We start from the raw sequence: 17640 nt of genomic DNA on the forward strand, positions 1-17640 counted from the left end.
CGCGGCCCGCGCGCCGGGTTTCGCCCGATGTTTGACCGCGCGGGCTTGGCTACACTCGATTCAAGCGTTCGAACCCCTCGAACAAGGAGCAGCAGATGGCCGATCTCGCCGCGTACGGCGGTTACGAAGCACTGAAGGTGACGCGCCGCGACCATGGCGTGCTCGACATCGTGATGAGCGGCGAGGGCGCGAACCGCAGCGGCCTCGCGACCGCGAACGCACGCATGCATCGCGAGCTCGCCGACATCTGGCGCGACGTCGATCGCGATCCCGACACGCGCGTCGCGGTGATCCGCGGCGAAGGCAAGGGCTTTTCGGCGGGCGGCGATCTCGCGCTCGTCGAGGACATGGCGAACGATTTCGACGTGCGCGCACGGGTGTGGCGCGAGGCGCGCGACCTCGTCTACAACGTGATCAACTGCAGCAAGCCGATCGTGTCGGCGATGCATGGCCCGGCCGTCGGCGCGGGGCTCGTCGCCGGGCTGCTCGCCGACATCTCGATCGCCGCGAAGGACGCGCGCATCATCGACGGCCACACGCGCCTCGGCGTCGCGGCCGGCGACCATGCGGCGATCGTGTGGCCGCTGCTGTGCGGGATGGCGAAGGCGAAGTACTACCTGATGCTGTGCGAGCCCGTGAGCGGCGAGGAGGCCGAGCGGATCGGGCTGGTCTCGCTCGCGGTCGAGCCGGCCGACCTGCTGCCGAAGGCGTACGAAGTGGCCGAGCGGCTCGCGCACGGTTCGCAGTCGGCGATCCGCTGGACCAAGTACGCGCTGAACAACTGGCTGCGCACCGCCGGGCCGACCTTCGATACGTCGCTCGCGCTCGAATTCATGGGTTTTTCGGGGCCCGACGTGCGGGAAGGCATCCGTTCGCTGCGCGAGCGGCGCCCGCCCGCGTTTCCCGGCGACGCGCCGTTCTGACGTGCGCGCTATGATCGAACCACGCGCGGCTGCGCGACGCACGGCGGCCGCCTCGCTCCCCCAGTCAACCAGGATGCCCGTATGACGACCGATGCCTCCGGCGCCAACCCTTTCGCCGGCTTTGCCGGGTTCCAGCCCGCCGACATGATGGACCGGATGTGGGACATGATGCGGATGTCGCCGTTCGGCGGGATGGCGCCGTTTCCGGGCGCGACGCACGGGCTGCCGCCGTCGCTGTCGAGCATGTCCGACATGATGTCGCCGCTCACGAACGTCGAGGAACTCGACAAGCGGATCACCGATCTGCGCGCGGTCGAGCAGTGGCTGAAGCTCAATCTCGGGATGTTGCAGTCCGCGATCCAGGCGCTCGAGGTGCAGCGCGCGACGCTCGCGACGCTGCGCGCGTTCGGCGCGTTCGCGCAAAGCTCGATGTCGGCGGCCGAGGAAGCGGCCGTTGCCGCCGCGCAGGCCGCGAAAACCGCGTCGACGGGCGAGGCCGCGCCCGCGGCCGATGCGGCGGCATCGGCCGCCGCGGATGCGCCGGAAGGCGGCCCCGCGCAGCAGCCGTTCGACCCGGCCGGCTGGTGGAACCTGCTGCAGACGCAATTCAACCAGCTCGCGAGCCTCGCGATGGCGCAGCCGGGCGTGCAGCCTGCTGCCCCGGGCGCCGCGCCGCCGGAGGCCGCTGCCGCGCCGGAACCCGCCGCGAAGCCGGCTGCGGCCGCGGCCGCACCGCGCAAGCCCGCCGCGAAGCGCGCGAAGCCGTCCGGTTCGGCGGCGGCCCGCGCGGCGGCCGCTTCGTCGCCCGAAACCCGTCCGCCGAAGCGCTCGACGTGATGCGGCGCAGGTAGGAGGTCGGCCATGCGACTCGCGCTCGTTCTGATGGGAGGCGGCGCGCGCGCCGCATACCAGGTCGGCGTGCTGAAGGCGCTGGCCGAGATCGCGCGCGAGGCCGATCCGCGGCGGCACACGCTGCCGTTCGCGGTCGTGTGCGGCTCGTCGGCGGGCGCGATCAACGCGACGTCGATCGCCAGCCACGCGGACGATTTTTCCCATGGCGTGCGGCGCCTGCTCGAATTCTGGGAGCCGCTGCGCGCCGAATACGTGTATCGCACCGACTGGCTCGGCGTCGCGGCCGCCGGCGCGCGCTGGCTCGCGACGATGACGTTCGGCTGGGCGGCGCGCCGCTCGCCGCGCGGGCTGCTCGACAACACGCCGCTCGCGCACCTGCTGCAGCGCGAACTGAGCTTTCACCGGATCGAGCAGATGCTCGAGGCGCGCCTGCTGCACGCGCTCGCGATCACCGCGCTCAGCTATTCGAGCGGCCGGCACCTCACGTTCTATCAGGCCGCCGAGCCGATCCAGGCGTGGCGGCGCGCGCAACGCACCGCGCGGCTCGTCGACCTGTCGGCGTCGCACTTGCTCGCGTCGTCGGCCATTCCGTTCGTGTTTCCGGCCGTGCCGCTCGTGCTCGACGGGCAGATCGAATACTTCGGCGACGGCTCGATCCGGCAGATCGCGCCACTGTCGCCGGCGATCCACTTCGGCGCGCACCGGATCGTCGTCGTCGGCGCAGCCGATCCGCGGCCCGAGATTCCGGCCGCGAACGGCGCGGGGCGGCCGCGCGGCTACCCGACGCTCGCGCAAATCGGCCAGCAGGTACTCGCGAGCGTGTTCCTCGACTCGATCGGCTCGGACATCGAACGGATCGAGCACATCAACCGGATGATCGAGCACCTGCCGCACCAGGTCGAAATAGACAGCGGCTGGCGGCACGTCGACGTGCTCGCGATCGCGCCGTCCGAGCGCATCGAGCTGATTGCCGCGAAGCACCTGAAGCAGATGCCGGCGACGATGCGCGGGCTGCTCGGCGCGATCGGCGGCAGCCAGCCGGCCGGCGCGTCGTTCGCCAGCTACCTGCTGTTCGAGGAGGCCTTCACGCGCGAGCTGATCGAGCTTGGCTACCGCGACGGCCGGGCGCAGCGGGAGACGCTCGCCGGCTGGATCGCGCACGCGGACGGCAGCACCGCGCCGGCACCCGGCATGCCGCCGGAAGACGGCCTCGCGACGGGCGAAATGCGGGTCTGACACGCGCAGGCGTGCTGTAAGGTTGTGTTTTCGCGACGGTCGGCCGCGACCGATCGCCGCACCGCGGTGGGCGGCGCACCACTGGCCAGGCGTCTCGGAACCGTCATGCACGCGTGCTATCATGGCCGCCGCCGTATACACCATATCGAGCAGCCCGCCGATCCGGCATCCGCACGGGACCTTTCGGGGAACCCGCCTGCGGCAAGGGACGGGCGCGCCACCGAGCCGGCCAGCGCCGGCCCCCACTCAGGCACGCGCGCCCGGCTCCGTCCGAACGGAGCGGGGGTGACGGCATGCCCAACGGCGGCAACGCGGCCGCCTGGCTGCCAGACGAGGAATCGGCGTCCGGCGGGCCGGATTCCCGCGTAAAATTAGAGTCTTGGCTGCAAAAAGCGCGTGGCGCGCTTGCGCGGCAACAGTCACGTTTAGAGAAGTCGCATTGCGCAGAACAGGGGTGGGACCATCATGAACACCATGCTTTATCCGGAACTTTACAGGTCGCTCGAAGCTGTCCGCTGGGACATGGAGAAGGACATTCCGTGGGACAAGTTCGACGCTTCGTTGCTCACCGACGAGCAGGCGAAGACGATCAAGATGAACGCGATCACCGAATGGTCGGCGCTGCCCGCGACGGAAATGTTCCTGCGCGACAACCAGCACGACAGCGACTTTTCCGCGTTCATGAGCGTGTGGTTCTTCGAGGAGCAGAAGCATTCGCTCGTGCTGATGGAATACCTGCGCCGCTTCAAGCCGGAGATGGTGCCGACCGAGGAGGAACTGCACGCGGTGCGCTTCCAGTTCGATCCGGCGCCGCCGCTCGAGACGCTGATGCTGCATTTCTGCGGCGAAATCCGCCTGAACCACTGGTACCGCTGCGCGGCCGACTGGCATACCGAGCCCGTCATCAAGCAGATCTACGAAACGATTTCGCGCGACGAGGCGCGTCATGGCGGCGCGTACCTGCGCTACATGAAGAAAGCGCTGAACAACTGCGGTGACGTCGCACGCGCCGCATTCGCGAAGATCGGCGTGCTGATGGCGTCGGCGCGCCGCACCGAGAAGCCGCTGCACCCGACCAACCTGCACGTGAACCAGGCGCTGTTCCCGCGCGACACGGTGCAGTCGCGCCTGCCGGATCCGGAATGGCTCGAGCGCTGGCTCGACGAGCAGATCCGGTTCGACGGCGAGTGGGAGAAGAAGGTCGTCGAGCGGATCCTGCACAACCTGTCGATCCTGTTCGAGCGCACGTTCGCGACCGCGCAGGAGCTGAACCGCTACCGCAAGGAAGTCACCGGCCGCCTGCAGGCCGAAAGCGGCCCGTCGTCGGCCGCGCAGCCGGCCTGAGGCCGGCAGGTGCCGGCGGCGGCGCGAGTCGCACCCGGCTCGCGGCACCGTGCCGCGTTCGTCGCATGAAGCCCGCCCGGCCGGTCCGGCGGGCTTTTTATCTGGTGCCGCCGTCGCGCGCGCCGTTGTTCATTCCGTCCGATCTCCATCATGTCCGCCACCTTCGAACGCAAGCTGATCACCCGTGATGCCCTCGTCGCGCTGCGCGCGTCGCTGCCGTCGCCCGTCGTGTTCACCAACGGCGTGTTCGACATCCTGCATCGCGGTCACGTCACGTATCTCGCCGATGCGAAAGCGCTCGGCGCCTGCCTGATCGTCGGCGTGAACAGCGATGTGTCGGTGCGCATGCTCGGCAAGGGCGACGACCGGCCGATCAACCGCGAGGAGGATCGCGCGGCACTGCTGGCGGCGCTGGAAAGCGTCGACTGGGTCGTGACGTTCGGGGAAAAGACGCCCGTGTCGCTGATCGAGGCCGTCCGTCCGGACATCCTCGTGAAGGGCGGCGATTACGACATGGATGCGCTGCCGGAATCCGCGCTCGTGCGCGGCTGGGGCGGCCGGGCGCTGGCGATTCCGTTCGAGCACGACCGCTCGACCACCGCGTTGCTGAAGAAGGTGCGCGCGCAACGGCCCTGAGCGCGACGCGGCGCCGTCACGGCGCGGATGCCGCGAGCGGGACGGTCGTGACGGCCGGCGCCGCGATCGGGCCGCCGACGACGGGCTGGTCGGTCGCTCGCATCAGCGGTGTCACGCGCAGCGCGTCCGGCCGCACCTGCCGCGACAGCACGCCGGGTTCGCGCGGCCCGGCCGCCGGCAGCGGCCCGAACACGCCGCGCGCCACCACGAACGCGAGCATGTTGGCGAGAAAGAGAACAGCGATCAGCCAGCGCAGCATCGTCGAAACTCCTTGTCGTCATCGACGTGATTCACATCGTTCAGTCGAGCCGGCCGCATGGCCGGCTTTTTCATGGCTTCCGTTGACCGTTCGTGCGGGCCGCTGACGCGGCGCCGCGCGTACTGCGTCGTCGGCGGGGCGCGGGCGGCTTCGGTCCGCTTGGCTCCACTTCGGCCTGCATGGCCACGCGCCGGCGCGATGCCGGCGCCTTCGTCAATCCTGCGCCGTTGCCGGGCCGGCCGCATCCGCTGCGATCAGCGCGAGCCCGGACAGGATCAGCGCGTCGTGCCGCGTATGCGGGACCGTCAGCGCACGCGCGACGTCATCCGCCGCACCGCCTGCCAGCACGAGCCGCACGGGTGCCTGCCACGCAGCGACGAGATCATGCCACGCGCGCTCGATCAGGCCGGCCTGCGCGTAGAGGCAGCCGGCCGACAGCGAGCGCGACGTATCGACCTGGAACGGTTCGGCTTGCGCGCCCGCGAGCAGACCACTGGCGATATCGGTGGTCAGCGTCGGCAACTGCGCGGTGTGCGTGCCGAGCGCGCGCATCATCAGCGCCCAGCCCGGCGCGATCAGCCCGCCCGTGAAGCGGCCGTCCGCGCGCAGTGCCTCGAGCGTCGTCGCGGTGCCGAACGTCGCGATCAGCAGATGCTCGTCCGGAAACGCCGCGTGCGCGCCGATCAGGCCGGCCCACCGGTCGCTGCCGAGCTGTTCGGGCGTCGTATAGCCGTTCGTCACGCCGCATTGCGCGGGCCGCGAGCGGATCGTCGTGCGCGGCAGGCCCGGCCAGCGTGCATCGAGCAGCGCATCGATCCGTGCGGCCACGTCGGCGCCCGCGACGTTCGAGATCCATGCGCCGCGCGGACGCGACAGGTGCGACCAGTCGGGATCGGCGCCGCCGTCGCGCGTGTGGCCGAACGCGCCCGTGTCGACGAGCGTGCGCCGCGCGTCGGCGAGCGCCCACTTGATCCGGCTGTTGCCGGCGTCGATCAGCAGGTGCGGTTCGCTCATTGCGCTTCGCGCAGCGACACGTCGCCGGCCGCGATCGTCTGCACGCCGCTCGGCGTGTCGAGCAGCAACTGGCCGGTCGCATCGATGCCCGTCGCGATGCCGCGCGCGCGTTCGACGCCCTGTTCGAGCAGCACGACTTCGCGGCCCGCGTACGCGTGCAGCGCGTGCCAGCGCGGCAGGAACGGCGCGAGGCCGTCGGCGCCGAATTGCGCGAGCGCGGGCGTGAGCGCGTTCAGCGACGCGGCGAGCGTATCGGTGAGGTTCGCCGACGCGCACGCGATCGACAGCGCGGCGGGCGGCAGCCCGCTCGCGAGTGTCGCTTCGCGCGCGCGCAGCGCGTCGACCTGCGCGGCGACGGCTTCCGCGCCGCGCACGTTGATGCCGAAGCCGATCACGACGGCGGTCGCCTCGGCGGTGGTCCAGACGGTTTCGATCAGGATCCCGGCGAGCTTGCCGACGATGCGCGGCGTGCCGTCGTCGTCGGTCGTCAGCAGCAGGTCGTTCGGCCATTTGAGCGCGACGCGCATGCGCGCGTCGAGCGGCAGCGTGGTTAGCCCTTCGGCGAGCGCGACGCCGATCGCGATGCTGAGGCCGCCGAGCGCGTCGATGGCGCGCGGCACGATGCAGCCGACCGAGCACAGCAGCGCATTGCCGGGCTGCGCGAACCACGGGCGGCCTTGCCGGCCGCGACCTGCCGTCTGCTCGAACGCGACGCGCACGAGCGGCGCGGGCAGCGCGTTCGCGCTGCGCGGCAGCGCCTTGAGCCGCGTTGCGACGTCGGCGTTGGTCGAGCCGGTGGCGGCGACGATGTCGAGCGGCCACGCGCGCGGCGCGGCGTCCAGGTGCGCCTCGAGCCGGTTGCGCGCGATGTGCGCGTCGCCGGATTCAGGCGTGTCGGAGGAGGTGGGGGCGTTCATGGCGCCTATTGTAGCGACAGGGGGCGTCGGCGCGTGCCGGGCCGTGCGTGCGACAGGCCGGTGTACGGCCGCGGTCCGGGCGCGCACCGCGCCTGGGCCGCCCGCCGGACCGGCGCCAAGTCGCTCAGTGCTGCCCCAGTTGTTCCAGCGCCTTGATGTCTTCCTCGCTCGTCATTTCGCAGGCGAGCAGCGTGTTGCCTTTGAGCGCCGGACCCTGGCGGGCCGACACGAGGATCAGAGCACCGCCCGGGCCGCGGACGTTCAGCCGGCGCGAATAGCCGACGGACGACGCACCGAGCAGGTGGCCTTTCTCGCGGGTGAGCTCGTAGCGTTTGGCGAGCTGGTCGGCGACTTCGCCTTCCACGAGCACGCCGATGCCGGTGGCGACGAACACGACGTGCTGCGTCGTGAAGCCGTCGCGGCGGATCGGCTCGGGCAGGCGATAGACCGCTGCACCCAGCATCGAGTTGTCCGGTTTCGGATCGGCCGCCTTGGCGGCGTTGTAGATCGCGTCCATCAGGTCCGACGTGAACGGCGGCTTGCACAGCGCGGCGTTGAAGATGTCGGGCGGCGCGGCGAGCGAAACGAGCGGAACGGCAGCGACGGCGGCGCCGATGGCGGCGCGCAGGCCGGACAGGCGATGCGACATGGATGAAGGCCTCTCAGGTTTTATTGTGAATGCGAGGCAGCATGTTAAGGCATCGCCGCACGTGTATCGAGCTGCGAGAACCGACAGGCTGCGCGGCGCGGCGACCGGAGTGCGTATCGCGCGCCGCGCATCGATCGCCGTCGTGCGCGTTCGACGCACGACGCGACGGATCATGCTTGTCGGGCAAGTCGCCGTTACGCTACCGCACGGTCGTGCGTGCGCCGTCGACGTCCGTCACGGTGCCACTACCGGGTGCTTCAGCGCATGCGCGGTCTCGATCCACTGCGCGTGGAATTCGTCCGCGTCGGGCCGAAGCCCGAGTTCGCCGTTGCGATAGGCCATCGCGAGGGTCTGCACGGCTTCCGGCAGCTCGTGTTCGGCGGCCCGGCGATACAGCGCGAGCGCGCGCGCGTCGTCGCGCGGCACGCCGCTGCCGTCGCGGTACGCGTTCGCGAGCATGAAATCGGCGGCCGGGATGTCCGCGCGCGACGCGATGTCGAACCAGTGCGCGGCCCGCACCGGGTCGGCGGCGATGCCGTAGCCGCTGCGGTAGATCAGCCCGAGGTAATACGCGGCGGCCGGGTCGCCCTGTTCGGCCGCGGCGCCGAGCAGCGCGCGTGCGCGTGCATAGTCTTTCGGGAGCTCGCCGCTGCCGAGCAGCAACGCCTTGCCGAGCGCGAGCCGCGCGCGCCGGGCAGCCGGCGCGTCGGCCTGGTTGTCCGCCGTCGCGGCCGTTTCCAGCCAGCCGCGCCCCTCGTCGCGCAGCCCCGGTTCGTGCGCATCGACGAGCGCGATGCCGAGCGCTGCCTGCGCGGCGCCCGAGCCGCGGCGCGCGAGCGTGCGCAACTGGGCCAGCGCGTGCGGCTCGGTCGCCTGCGTGACCATCGCCTGCCATTCATCGAGCTGCGCGGCGCTCGGCGCGGGGCCGGCGCCGCGCAGGCCGGCGGCCGCGACGACGGCCGCGACGGTCACGGCCGCCGCCGCGAGTAGCGCGGCGGGCGGGAGTTTGGCGCGCAGCATGCGCCGCGCGGCAGCGGCGAAGCCGGTTTCGGCGGGCCGCATCGTCCGGATCGGTTGCATCGCGTGTCTCATTGCGTGAGGTCGATCTCGTAGGTGGCGAGGTTCTTGCCCGAGCCGTCGTCGGCAGCGACCTGCGTGATGCCGGTCAGGCCGGCCGCCGCCGCGTCGCCGACGCGGTTCGGGGCGGACGCGAACTGCACGTGCGCGACCGAGCTCGCGAGCTTCGTGAACCGCCAGCTGCGCTGCGCGCCGTCGGCCGCGCGCGTGATCGCGCCGCGCTTCTTGATGAACGCGATCAGCACGTCGCGGTTCGCGTCGGGCGACGCGAAGATCGTCTTGCTGCCGTCGAGGCCCGGGAAGTTGCCGCCGCCGCTCGCACGGTAGTTGTTGGTCGCGACGATGAACTGCGCGTTCGAATCGATCGGCGCACCCTTGTACGTCAGGTTCCTGATGCGGCTGCCGACCGGCTGCGTGACGTCGATTTCATAGGCGAGATCGGCCGACGTGAACATGTCGAAGTTGTAGCCGGGGAAGGTGCTGACGAGCGGCTGCACGGTCGCCTTGGCCGGGTCGATCGTATTGAAGCGCTTCGCGGCCGTCTCGAGCCAGTTCTTCACGTCGGCGCCGCTCACCTTCACCGCGTACACGGTGTTCGGATACAGGTACAGGTCGGCCGCGTTGTTGATCGCGAGCGCGCCCGGCGCGACGTCGGTGTAGTCGGTGCCGCCGCCGAAGCCGCTCTTGAACGGCGCGCTGACCGACAGCACCGGCAGCGACGCGTATTGCGGCAGGTTCGCCTGCACGTAGGTCTTCACGTAGTCGGCCTGCGCCTCGTTGACGATCTGGATCGCGCCCGGATCGCCGACGTCCGCGAAGTACGAGTTCATCCGGTAGTCGGTCGAGCCGATCGGCGTCTTCACGTAGTCGATCGTCGCCTGGTGCTCGGCCGCGATCGCGGCGGAGACCGACGGATCGGCGGCGACGTAGCTCTTGTCGGCGTTCTGGATCGGCCGCGCCTCGACGGTCGTCTGCGACTTGTCGACGGCCCACGTCTTGCCGTCGAACTTCAGGCCGAGCTTGATCACGCCGAGATGCTTGCCCCAGTAGTTGGCCATCACGGTCGGCACGCCGTTGACGGTGCCCTTGACCTTGTCGACGCCCGGCAGGTTGAACTGCGACACGGTGCTGTTCGCGTCCGGGAACACCTGGTGCGAGTGGCCGATCAGCATCGCATCGATGCCGGACACCTTCGACAGCCACCAGCTGCCGTTTTCCATCGTCGGCGAGTACGCGGCATTGTCGAGGCCGCCGTGCGAGATCGCGACGACGAGATCGGCGCCCTTCGCGCGCATTTCCGGAATGTACTTCTCGGCCGCCTCCTTCAGCCCGGTCGTGTAGACCTTGCCGTCGAGCCAGCGCTTGTCCCAGTTCATGATCGCGGGCGGCGTGAAGCCGATGATGCCGATCTTCACGGGCGCGCTGACCGTCTTGCCGTCCGGCGTGGTGGCCGTCACCGTGCGCGTCAGGATCGTATACGGCGTGAACAGCGGCGCGTTGGTCTTCGCGCTGATCACGTTCGCGAGCACCTGCGGGAAGTTCGGGCCCGCGCACTTCTTCTGCTGGGCCGGCGCCGGCAGGCCGTCGACCTCGAACGTGTTGCCGGTCACCTGCGACAGGTACGGCAGCCCGTAGTTGAACTCGTGGTTGCCGATGCCGCCGCCGTCGAACTTCGCGGCGTTCATCACCTTGTAGATCGCGAGCGTCTGGTCGCAGCCCACCGGCTTCACGAGCGCCTGGTAGTCCGACAGCGCGGTGCCCTGGATCGTGTCGCCGTTGTCGAGCAGCAGCGTGTTCGGGTACTGCTTGCGCGCCTGCGCGATCAGCGTCGACACGCGCTCGAAGCCGAGCGAATTGTCGGCGGCAAGCTTGAAATAGTCGTACGACAGCACGTTGGTGTGCAGGTCGGTCGTCTCGAGCAGCGCGAGCGTGGCCGTCGTGCCGACGGGCGCCTGGGCCTCGGGCTGCGACGGCGGCGTGGCGGTGACGTCGTCGCCGCCGCAGCCGGCGAGGACGAAGGCGAGGCTGGCGAGCGCGGCGGCGGCCGGGACGTGACGGCGGGAAAGCGGGGGGAGACGCATCGGTTGTCCTGTTCGGTGTTCTGCTTTATGAAATGCGAGGTACGCACGAATGGCGGCGCGGCGCGCCGACGGCCTGACGTGCGGCGCGTGAGAGTATCGAAAGGAAACGTGACGGGACAATGAAAGGTCGCGATGCCGGCAGCGAGCCGTGGCCGGCGGCGGCTTCCGGACGGTCCGGGCCGGTCCCGGCCGGTCCCGGCCGGCGCCCGAGCATGCCCGGTGTCGTCCCGGGCATGCCCGCATCGGCAGCATCGTCATGGTCCGTCCGGATACTCGGCTCCAGGGCGCACGGCCGCCGCTTTCGACTGCGCGCCGCGCGCCCGGCGCCGCGTCGGAAATCCTCACGTCGCGGCGCCGGGTGGTTCGCTACAATGGCCGCTGTCATCCTTTTGCAAACAACCTGCCCTTGGACTTCGAGACTCCTCCCGGCCTGTCGGTCGACGCCGGCGGCCAGGGCCAGACGGTGCGCCTGACCGGCCAGTGGACCGCGCTCTCGCTCGCGCGCAACCGCGGCGCCGTGGCGCGCCGCATCGCGAGCATCGCCGCCGGGCGCGTGAGCGACTGGGATCTGTCCGGCATCGAGCGGCTCGACCACGTCGGCGGCCAGGCGCTGTGGCGCGTGTGGGGCCGCAAGCTGCCGGCCGGCGTCGCGCTGAGCCCCACGCAGCGCACGATCTTCGAGCGCATCGAACGGCTCGACAGCCAGCGCGAGGCGCCCGAGCGCATCGTGCGGTTCGATCCCGTCACGCGGCTCGGCCTGGCGCTCTTCTCGTTCGGCGAACACCTGCAGGGCGGCATCGCGATGTTCGGCCTCGTGATCCTCGATGCGCTGTCGGTGCTGCGCCGCCCGCGGACGATGCCGTGGAAGGAAACCTCGGCGAACATCTACAGCGCCGGCGCGCAGGCGCTGCCGATCACCGCGCTCGTCGCCTTCCTGATCGGCATCGTGCTCAGCTACCTGTCCGCGCAGCAGCTGCAGATGTTCGGGGCGAACCGCTACATCGTGAACATCCTCGGGCTGTCGGTGATCCGCGAGCTCGGCCCCGTGCTGTCGGCGATTCTCGTCGCGGGCCGCTCGGGCTCGGCGATCACCGCGCAGATCGGCGTGATGCGCGTGACCGAGGAGCTCGACGCGATGCGCGTGATGGGCATCCCGCACGGGCTGCGGCTGATCCTGCCGCGCGTGCTCGCGCTCGGCGTCGCGATGCCGCTGCTCGTGATGTGGACCAACATCATCGCGCTGACGGGCGGCGCGCTCGCGGCGAAGCTGGTGCTCGGCATCGACATCAACTATTTCGTGCGCTCGCTGCCGGGCGTCGTGCCGATCGCGAACCTGTACATCGGCGTCGGCAAGGGCGTCGTGTTCGGCATGCTGATCGCGCTGGTCGCGTGCCATTTCGGCTTCCGGATCAAGGCGAACTCGCAGAGCCTCGGCGAAGGCACGACCACGTCGGTGGTGTCGTCGATCACGGTCGTGATCCTCGCCGACGCGGTGTTCGCGATCCTGTTCCAGAACGTGGGGCTCGGATGAACGCATCGAACGAAACGCCGGCCGGTGCCGCGCCGGCCGATGGTGCGCCGACCGGTGCCGCGGCCGCCCACGCCGCGGCAATCGCCGCCGCCGCGATCGGCACGCCGCCGTCCGCCGCGGCGCAGGCCGCCGACTTCGTGATCGAGGTGCGCAACCTGACCAAGCGCTACGGGCGCAACATCGTTCACCAGAAGCTCGACTTCGACGTGCGGCGCGGCGAGATCGTGTCGATCGTCGGCGGCTCGGGCTCCGGCAAGACGACGCTCGTGCGCCAGATCCTCGGCCTCGAGCGGCCGACGTCGGGCACGATCAAGGTGTTCGGCGAGGATACGGCGACGATCGACGACGCGAGCGCGCGGATGATGCGCACGCGTTCGGGGATGCTGTTCCAGCAGGGCGCGCTGTTCTCGTCGATGACGGTGTTCGACAACGTCGCGCAGCCGCTGCGCGAACTCGGCCGCGTGCCGCCGGACCTGCTGCACGACATCGTGATGCTGAAGCTCGAGATGGTCGGGCTGCCGTGCAAGCACGCGTCGAAGATGCCGGCGGCGTTGTCGGGCGGGATGGTGAAGCGGGTCGGCATCGCGCGCGCGATCGCGCTGGAGCCCGAGCTGCTGTTCCTCGACGAGCCGACGGCCGGCCTCGACCCGCAGGCATCCGACGAATTCGTCGAGCTGATCGCGACGCTGCACCGCACGCTCGGGCTGACCGTCGTGATGGTGACGCACGACCTCGATACGATGGTCGCGCTGTCGACGCGCGTCGCGGTGCTGGCCGACCGCAAGGTGCTGGTCGCCGCCCCCGTCGAGGAGGCCGCGAACGTCGACCATCCGTTCATCCACGAATATTTCCTGGGGCTGCGCGGGCGCCGCGCATTGCAGGCGCTGCCGCCCGAGCGGCGCGCGAAGCTGCCGAAGGCGGCCCTCGAACCGGCGCTGTCGAGCGTCGAGCTGTAGAAGCAAGGAACCCGCGAATGGAAAACAAATCACATGCGTTCTGGGCCGGCCTGTTCACGATCGCGCTGACGCTCGCGATCGCGGGCACCGTGTTCTGGTTCAACGTCGACCGCACCGTGCGCGTGCCGTACGACCTGCTCGCGCGCACCAACGTGACGGGGCTGTTCCCGGACGCGGCCGTGCGCTTTCGTGGCCTCGACGTCGGCAAGGTGCAGTCGATCGGCTTCGACCGCACGCATCCGGGCCAGATCCGGATCCGCATCCTCGTCGATCACGACGCGCCGATCACGCAGTCGACTTACGGCAGCCTCGGCTTCCAGGGCGTGACGGGCATCGCGTTCGTGCAGCTCGAGGATACGGGACGCGATCTGTCGCCGCTGCCGTCGTCCGCGAAGTCGATCGCGCAGATCCCGATGCGGCCGAGCCTGTTCGACCAGATCCAGGAACGCGGCGACGTGCTGCTGCGGCAGTTCGAACTGGCCGCGAAGAGCGCGAACGCGCTGATGTCGCCCGAGATGCGCGAGCAGTTGCGCGCGACCGCCGAGAGCCTGCAGCACGCGGCCGACAGCGCGGCGACGCTGACGAAGCAGCTCGGCCCGGCGGTCACCGCGCTGCCGGAGACGATGCACGAGGTGAACCGCGCGATGGCGTCGGCGAACACGCTGCTGCAGCCGAACGGGCCGCTCGTGTCGAACCTGAACAAGGCCGGCACGGCCGCCGAGCAGGTCGGCGTCGCGCTGAACGGCCTCAACGCGCGCGTGCAGTACGACACGCTGCCGCGCTTCAATGCGCTGGCCGGCAGCGTCGGCGACGCGTCGCGGCAATTGAAGGACGTCGCCGGTGAACTCGGCCGCAACCCGCGCAGTCTGTTGTTCGGGTCGCCCGGCGCGGCGCCGGGGCCCGGCGAAGCGGGCTTCGTCTGGCCGGGCGCGACGGCCGGCCAATGACGCCCATCGAAACCGGAAACATCATGCAGGAATACGCCATGCCACGAATCCTTGACCGCGCGCTGCGCCCGGCCGCGGCCGCGCTTGCCGTGCTGACGCTCGCGCTGGCGGCCGGCTGCGCCGGCAACGAAGCGGTGCTGTCGAACATCCGCTACGACCTCGGACCCGCGTCGTCGGTGACCACCGGTTCGGGCCCCGCGCTGAAGGTGCTCGACGTCGCCGCGCCCGACGCGCTCGACTCGGACAAGTTCGCGTACCGCCTCGCATACGCCGATGCGCAGCACGTGGCCGTCTATCGCGACAGCCGCTGGACCGCGCCGCCCGCCCAGTTGCTCACGCAACGGCTGCGCGGCGCGCTGTCGTCGCGCGGTGCGGTGCTCGAAGGCTCCGACGGCGTGCGTGCACCGACGCTCAAGGTCGACCTCAGCGAATTCGAACAGGTTTTCGACGGGCAGTCGCAAAGCCACGGCGCGGTGACCGCGCGCGCGACGCTGATGCTCGACGGCAAGGTGCTCGGCCAGCGCACGTTCGTCGCGCGCGCGCCGTCGAGCACGCCCGACGCGGCCGGCGGCGCGCGTGCGCTCGCGATGGCCAGCGACGAGCTCGTGTCGCAGATCGCCGCGTGGGTCGGCGTGCAGGCGTACGCGGGCACGCCGTGACGCCCGACGGGCAGCCGCGATGAGCGTGCCCGGCACGCATCGCGCGTCGCCGCTCGCGCGGCAGGCGTTTGCCGCCTACGCGGCGCTGATCGTTTATGCGTCGCTGTATCCGTTCGAAGGCTGGGTGTCGCTCGGCATCGGTCCGTTCGATTACCTGTTCGCGCCGATGCAGCGTTACGTGACGGCGTTCGACGTGGTCACGAACGTGCTCGGTTATCTGCCGTTCGGCGCGCTCGGCGTGCTCGCGCTGCACCCGCGCTGGCGCGGCGTGGCCGCGACGCTGATCGCGGGCGGGCTCGGCGTGCTGCTGTCGGGCACGATGGAAGCGCTGCAGACCTACTTGCCGACGCGCGTCGCGTCGAATCTCGATCTCGGCGCCAACGCGCTCGGCGCGCTGCTGGGCGCGGCGCTCGCCGCGCCGGCCACCGGTGCGCTGCTCGACCGCGGGGTGTTGCGCCGGCTGCGTTTCGCGTGGCTGGAGGCCGACGGTTCGACGCCGCTGCTGCTCGCCGCGCTGTGGCCGTTCGCGATCGTATTTCCGTCGCCATTCCTGTTCGGCATCGGCGACTGGCCGGCCGCACTGTGGGAGCGCGCCGATGCGTCGATGCAGGACACGCTGCTCGCGTGGCTGCCGGCCGCGTGGCGCGTCAGCGAATGGCCCGAGCGGGTCGACGGCTGGTTGTCGGATTCCGCGTGGGAAGCCGTGCTCGGCGGGCTGATGCTGTTCGCCGCGCTGGCGATCGCGTCGCTCGCGATGCGCCCGCGCGCGCCGCGCATCCGGCTGCTGATCGCGCTGGTGGTCGCCACGCTCGTGCTGAAGGCGGCCGCGACGTTCATGCAGTCGGCCACCGGCCTCGTCGTCGTGTGGGCGACGCCCGGCGCGCGGCTCGGCATCGAGCTCGGTTTCGCGGCGGCGCTCGTCTCATTGCGCGTGCCGGCGACGTGGCGCGCGATGCTCGCGGCGCTCGCGCTGCTGGCGGGCGTCGCGCTCGTGAACCTGCTGCCGGTCAACCCGTTCTTCGACTTCACGCTGTCGGGGTGGCGGCAGGGCCGCTACGTGCACTTCAACAGCATCGCGCGCTGGCTCGCATGGATCTGGCCCTACGCGGCGCTGATCTGGCTCGGCCAACGCGTCGAGCACGCGTGGCTGCCGGCCGCGCTGCGCCGCTGACGCGGCAGCCCGGGCCCGAGCCTGTCCGGCGGCCGTACCGCGGGCAGCCGCGTGCGCCGGTCGCTATAATCGTCCGCATCCTCCGTTGCCGCTTCGCGTAACGGCAATTCATCGCCCCTCTTTGCGCACGGCCTCGCGCCGGGCCGCTCGTCACCATCATGGATTCCTACTACCAGCACCACGTCTTCTTCTGCCTGAACCAGCGCGATCCCGGCGCCGAGCGTCCGAGCTGCGCGCAATGCAACGCGCAGACCATGCAGGAATACGCGAAAAAGCGCGTGAAGGAACTCGGTCTCGCGGGGCCCGGCAAGGTCCGCATCAACAAGGCCGGCTGCCTCGACCGCTGCGAGGAAGGGCCGGTGATGGTCGTGTATCCGGAAGGCACGTGGTACACGTACGTCGATCAGGCCGACATCGACGAGATCGTCGAGTCGCACCTGCGCGACGGCAAGGTCGTCGACCGCCTGAAGATCTGAGCGGGCCGGGCGAATGAACGTTCATACGCAGAAATCGCTGATCGCCGGCCCGATCGGACAGATCGAAATCGCGGTCGACCTGCCCGACGCCGTGCGCGAGGGCGGCGCCGCGCCGCGCGGCATCGCGCTCGTCGCGCATCCGCATCCGTTGTTCGGCGGCACGATGGACAACAAGGTCGCACAGACGCTCGCGCGTACGCTCGTGCAGCTGAACTATGTCGTCTACCGGTCGAACTTCCGTGGCGTCGGCGCGACCGAAGGCGTGCACGACAACGGCACCGGCGAGGCCGACGATCTGCTCGCGGTGCTCGCGCACATGCGCGCGCAGCCCGCGTATGCGGACCTCCCGCTCGTGCTCGCGGGCTTCTCGTTCGGCACCTTCGTGCTGTCGCACGTCGCGAAGCGGCTGCGCGACGCGGGCGAGACGATCGAGCGGATGGTGTTCGTCGGCACGGCCGCGAGCCGCTGGCAGGTGGCCGACGTGCCCGAGAACACGCTCGTGATCCACGGCGAAACCGACGACACGGTGCCGATCGCGTCGGTGTACGACTGGGCGCGGCCGCAGGAACTGCCCGTCGTCGTGATACCCGGCGCCGAGCACTTCCTCCATCGCAAGCTGCACGTGCTCAAGCGCATCATCGTCGACGCGTGGCGATAGCGTCCATGTGGGCGCCGGCGTAAGCGCCGGCAGCCCGTACCGCGCGTGGGCTTCGGCCGGAGGATGCGCGAACCTTCCCGACACTTCACGCGACATCGCGCCGCACCGCGCCCCGCCTGCCGCACGGTGGCACTACCCGACTGGCATGCCGCCTGCACCCGCCTTTCGCGCGACGTCAGGCACGCGCGCCCGACGCGTCGCCGCGCCATGCGCGCGAAGCCGCTATGCGGGCGTCCGCTGCCCCGTTCGCGAAA

The 17640-nt window shown here is 70.5% G+C and carries 18 protein-coding genes; 12 read left to right on the plus strand and 6 right to left on the minus strand.

Annotated features, from left to right (window positions below):
• The first annotated feature begins 95 nt into the window (after positions 1-95).
• From HWX09_RS19525 to rfaE2, 5 genes are all read left to right on the plus strand, one after another.
• A complete protein-coding gene (locus HWX09_RS19525) occupies positions 96-923 on the plus strand; it encodes an enoyl-CoA hydratase/isomerase family protein (protein ID WP_027785564.1) in 828 nt (275 codons plus the stop codon).
• Between the two features lie 81 nt (positions 924-1004).
• Positions 1005-1760, plus strand: coding sequence for a PhaM family polyhydroxyalkanoate granule multifunctional regulatory protein (locus HWX09_RS19530; protein WP_027785563.1), 756 nt, complete (start codon positions 1005-1007; stop codon positions 1758-1760).
• A gap of 24 nt (positions 1761-1784) precedes the next feature.
• The gene (locus tag HWX09_RS19535; RefSeq protein ID WP_027785562.1) at positions 1785-3011 is read left to right on the plus strand and encodes a patatin-like phospholipase family protein; all 1227 of its coding nucleotides are present in this window, start codon (positions 1785-1787) and stop codon (positions 3009-3011) included.
• 465 nt (positions 3012-3476) lie between these two features.
• Positions 3477-4355: a diiron oxygenase gene (locus HWX09_RS19540; protein WP_011353352.1), complete on the plus strand. Its 879-nt coding sequence runs from the start codon at positions 3477-3479 to the stop codon at positions 4353-4355.
• Positions 4356-4505: 150 nt separating this feature from the next.
• Positions 4506-4991: a D-glycero-beta-D-manno-heptose 1-phosphate adenylyltransferase gene (gene rfaE2 / locus HWX09_RS19545; protein ID WP_027785561.1), complete on the plus strand. Its 486-nt coding sequence runs from the start codon at positions 4506-4508 to the stop codon at positions 4989-4991.
• Positions 4992-5007: 16 nt separating this feature from the next.
• On the opposite strand, the gene HWX09_RS19550 is transcribed toward rfaE2, so the two are convergent.
• The 6 genes from HWX09_RS19550 to HWX09_RS19575 all read right to left on the minus strand — a co-directional run bounded on the left by HWX09_RS19550 (position 5008) and on the right by HWX09_RS19575 (position 10988).
• Positions 5008-5250: a hypothetical protein gene (locus tag HWX09_RS19550; RefSeq protein WP_027785560.1), complete on the minus strand. Its 243-nt coding sequence runs from the start codon at positions 5248-5250 to the stop codon at positions 5008-5010.
• Between the two features lie 213 nt (positions 5251-5463).
• A complete protein-coding gene (locus HWX09_RS19555; protein ID WP_027785559.1) occupies positions 5464-6264 on the minus strand; it encodes a type III pantothenate kinase in 801 nt (266 codons plus the stop codon).
• Positions 6261-7181, minus strand: a complete 921-nt coding sequence (locus tag HWX09_RS19560; RefSeq protein ID WP_027785558.1) for a biotin--[acetyl-CoA-carboxylase] ligase — start codon at positions 7179-7181, stop codon at positions 6261-6263. The genes HWX09_RS19555 and HWX09_RS19560 overlap by 4 nt, the downstream gene beginning before the upstream one ends.
• Positions 7182-7305: 124 nt before the next feature.
• Positions 7306-8004 carry a hypothetical protein gene (locus HWX09_RS19565; protein ID WP_227789628.1) on the minus strand — a complete coding sequence of 233 codons (699 nt, stop codon included), beginning with the start codon at positions 8002-8004 and terminating at the stop codon, positions 7306-7308.
• A gap of 60 nt (positions 8005-8064) precedes the next feature.
• The gene (locus tag HWX09_RS19570) at positions 8065-8910 is read right to left on the minus strand and encodes a tetratricopeptide repeat protein (protein ID WP_027785556.1); all 846 of its coding nucleotides are present in this window, start codon (positions 8908-8910) and stop codon (positions 8065-8067) included.
• 8 nt (positions 8911-8918) lie between these two features.
• Positions 8919-10988: a bifunctional 2',3'-cyclic-nucleotide 2'-phosphodiesterase/3'-nucleotidase gene (locus HWX09_RS19575; RefSeq protein WP_027785555.1), complete on the minus strand. Its 2070-nt coding sequence runs from the start codon at positions 10986-10988 to the stop codon at positions 8919-8921.
• A 406-nt stretch (positions 10989-11394) separates the two neighbouring features.
• Between HWX09_RS19575 and HWX09_RS19580 the strand changes: the two genes are divergently transcribed.
• The 7 genes from HWX09_RS19580 to HWX09_RS19610 all read left to right on the plus strand — a co-directional run bounded on the left by HWX09_RS19580 (position 11395) and on the right by HWX09_RS19610 (position 17386).
• Complete coding sequence (locus HWX09_RS19580) at positions 11395-12519, plus strand: ABC transporter permease (RefSeq protein ID WP_027785554.1); 1125 nt, start codon at positions 11395-11397, stop codon at positions 12517-12519.
• Positions 12516-13475: an ABC transporter ATP-binding protein gene (locus HWX09_RS19585; RefSeq protein ID WP_230469137.1), complete on the plus strand. Its 960-nt coding sequence runs from the start codon at positions 12516-12518 to the stop codon at positions 13473-13475. The genes HWX09_RS19580 and HWX09_RS19585 overlap by 4 nt, the downstream gene beginning before the upstream one ends.
• Before the next feature lie 17 nt (positions 13476-13492).
• Entirely contained in the window at positions 13493-14422 is a 930-nt protein-coding gene (locus HWX09_RS19590) for an MlaD family protein (RefSeq protein ID WP_027785552.1), read from the plus strand.
• Between the two features lie 38 nt (positions 14423-14460).
• Entirely contained in the window at positions 14461-15081 is a 621-nt protein-coding gene (locus HWX09_RS19595) for an ABC-type transport auxiliary lipoprotein family protein (protein ID WP_027785551.1), read from the plus strand.
• A gap of 19 nt (positions 15082-15100) precedes the next feature.
• Positions 15101-16252 (plus strand): VanZ family protein, encoded by a 1152-nt coding sequence (locus HWX09_RS19600; protein WP_027785550.1) that lies wholly within the window; start codon positions 15101-15103, stop codon positions 16250-16252.
• Positions 16253-16410: 158 nt separating this feature from the next.
• Positions 16411-16728 (plus strand): ferredoxin, encoded by a 318-nt coding sequence (locus HWX09_RS19605; protein WP_027785549.1) that lies wholly within the window; start codon positions 16411-16413, stop codon positions 16726-16728.
• A gap of 13 nt (positions 16729-16741) precedes the next feature.
• A complete protein-coding gene (locus HWX09_RS19610) occupies positions 16742-17386 on the plus strand; it encodes an alpha/beta hydrolase (protein WP_006485236.1) in 645 nt (214 codons plus the stop codon).
• Positions 17387-17640: the final 254 nt, after the last annotated feature.

Origin of the sequence: Burkholderia sp. BCC1208, assembly GCF_902833095.1 — a bacterium.
Lineage (GTDB): Bacteria > Pseudomonadota > Gammaproteobacteria > Burkholderiales > Burkholderiaceae > Burkholderia.

What these genes read in the sequence shown, in the direction of transcription:
- HWX09_RS19610 (WP_006485236.1), top strand. Translation starts at nt 16,742, where the DNA reads ATGAACGTTCATACGCAGAAATCGCTGATCGCCGGCCCGATCGGACAG.
- HWX09_RS19560 (WP_027785558.1), bottom strand. Translation starts at nt 7,181, where the DNA reads ATGAACGCCCCCACCTCCTCCGACACGCCTGAATCCGGCGACGCGCAC.
- HWX09_RS19530 (WP_027785563.1), top strand. Translation starts at nt 1,005, where the DNA reads ATGACGACCGATGCCTCCGGCGCCAACCCTTTCGCCGGCTTTGCCGGG.
- HWX09_RS19550 (WP_027785560.1), bottom strand. Translation starts at nt 5,250, where the DNA reads ATGCTGCGCTGGCTGATCGCTGTTCTCTTTCTCGCCAACATGCTCGCG.
- HWX09_RS19535 (WP_027785562.1), top strand. Translation starts at nt 1,785, where the DNA reads ATGCGACTCGCGCTCGTTCTGATGGGAGGCGGCGCGCGCGCCGCATAC.
- HWX09_RS19570 (WP_027785556.1), bottom strand. Translation starts at nt 8,910, where the DNA reads ATGCAACCGATCCGGACGATGCGGCCCGCCGAAACCGGCTTCGCCGCT.
- HWX09_RS19585 (WP_230469137.1), top strand. Translation starts at nt 12,516, where the DNA reads ATGAACGCATCGAACGAAACGCCGGCCGGTGCCGCGCCGGCCGATGGT.
- HWX09_RS19525 (WP_027785564.1), top strand. Translation starts at nt 96, where the DNA reads ATGGCCGATCTCGCCGCGTACGGCGGTTACGAAGCACTGAAGGTGACG.
- HWX09_RS19540 (WP_011353352.1), top strand. Translation starts at nt 3,477, where the DNA reads ATGAACACCATGCTTTATCCGGAACTTTACAGGTCGCTCGAAGCTGTC.
- HWX09_RS19555 (WP_027785559.1), bottom strand. Translation starts at nt 6,264, where the DNA reads ATGAGCGAACCGCACCTGCTGATCGACGCCGGCAACAGCCGGATCAAG.
- HWX09_RS19605 (WP_027785549.1), top strand. Translation starts at nt 16,411, where the DNA reads ATGGATTCCTACTACCAGCACCACGTCTTCTTCTGCCTGAACCAGCGC.
- HWX09_RS19595 (WP_027785551.1), top strand. Translation starts at nt 14,461, where the DNA reads ATGCCACGAATCCTTGACCGCGCGCTGCGCCCGGCCGCGGCCGCGCTT.
- HWX09_RS19565 (WP_227789628.1), bottom strand. Translation starts at nt 8,004, where the DNA reads ATGATCCGTCGCGTCGTGCGTCGAACGCGCACGACGGCGATCGATGCG.
- HWX09_RS19600 (WP_027785550.1), top strand. Translation starts at nt 15,101, where the DNA reads ATGAGCGTGCCCGGCACGCATCGCGCGTCGCCGCTCGCGCGGCAGGCG.
- rfaE2 (WP_027785561.1), top strand. Translation starts at nt 4,506, where the DNA reads ATGTCCGCCACCTTCGAACGCAAGCTGATCACCCGTGATGCCCTCGTC.
- HWX09_RS19575 (WP_027785555.1), bottom strand. Translation starts at nt 10,988, where the DNA reads ATGCGTCTCCCCCCGCTTTCCCGCCGTCACGTCCCGGCCGCCGCCGCG.
- HWX09_RS19590 (WP_027785552.1), top strand. Translation starts at nt 13,493, where the DNA reads ATGGAAAACAAATCACATGCGTTCTGGGCCGGCCTGTTCACGATCGCG.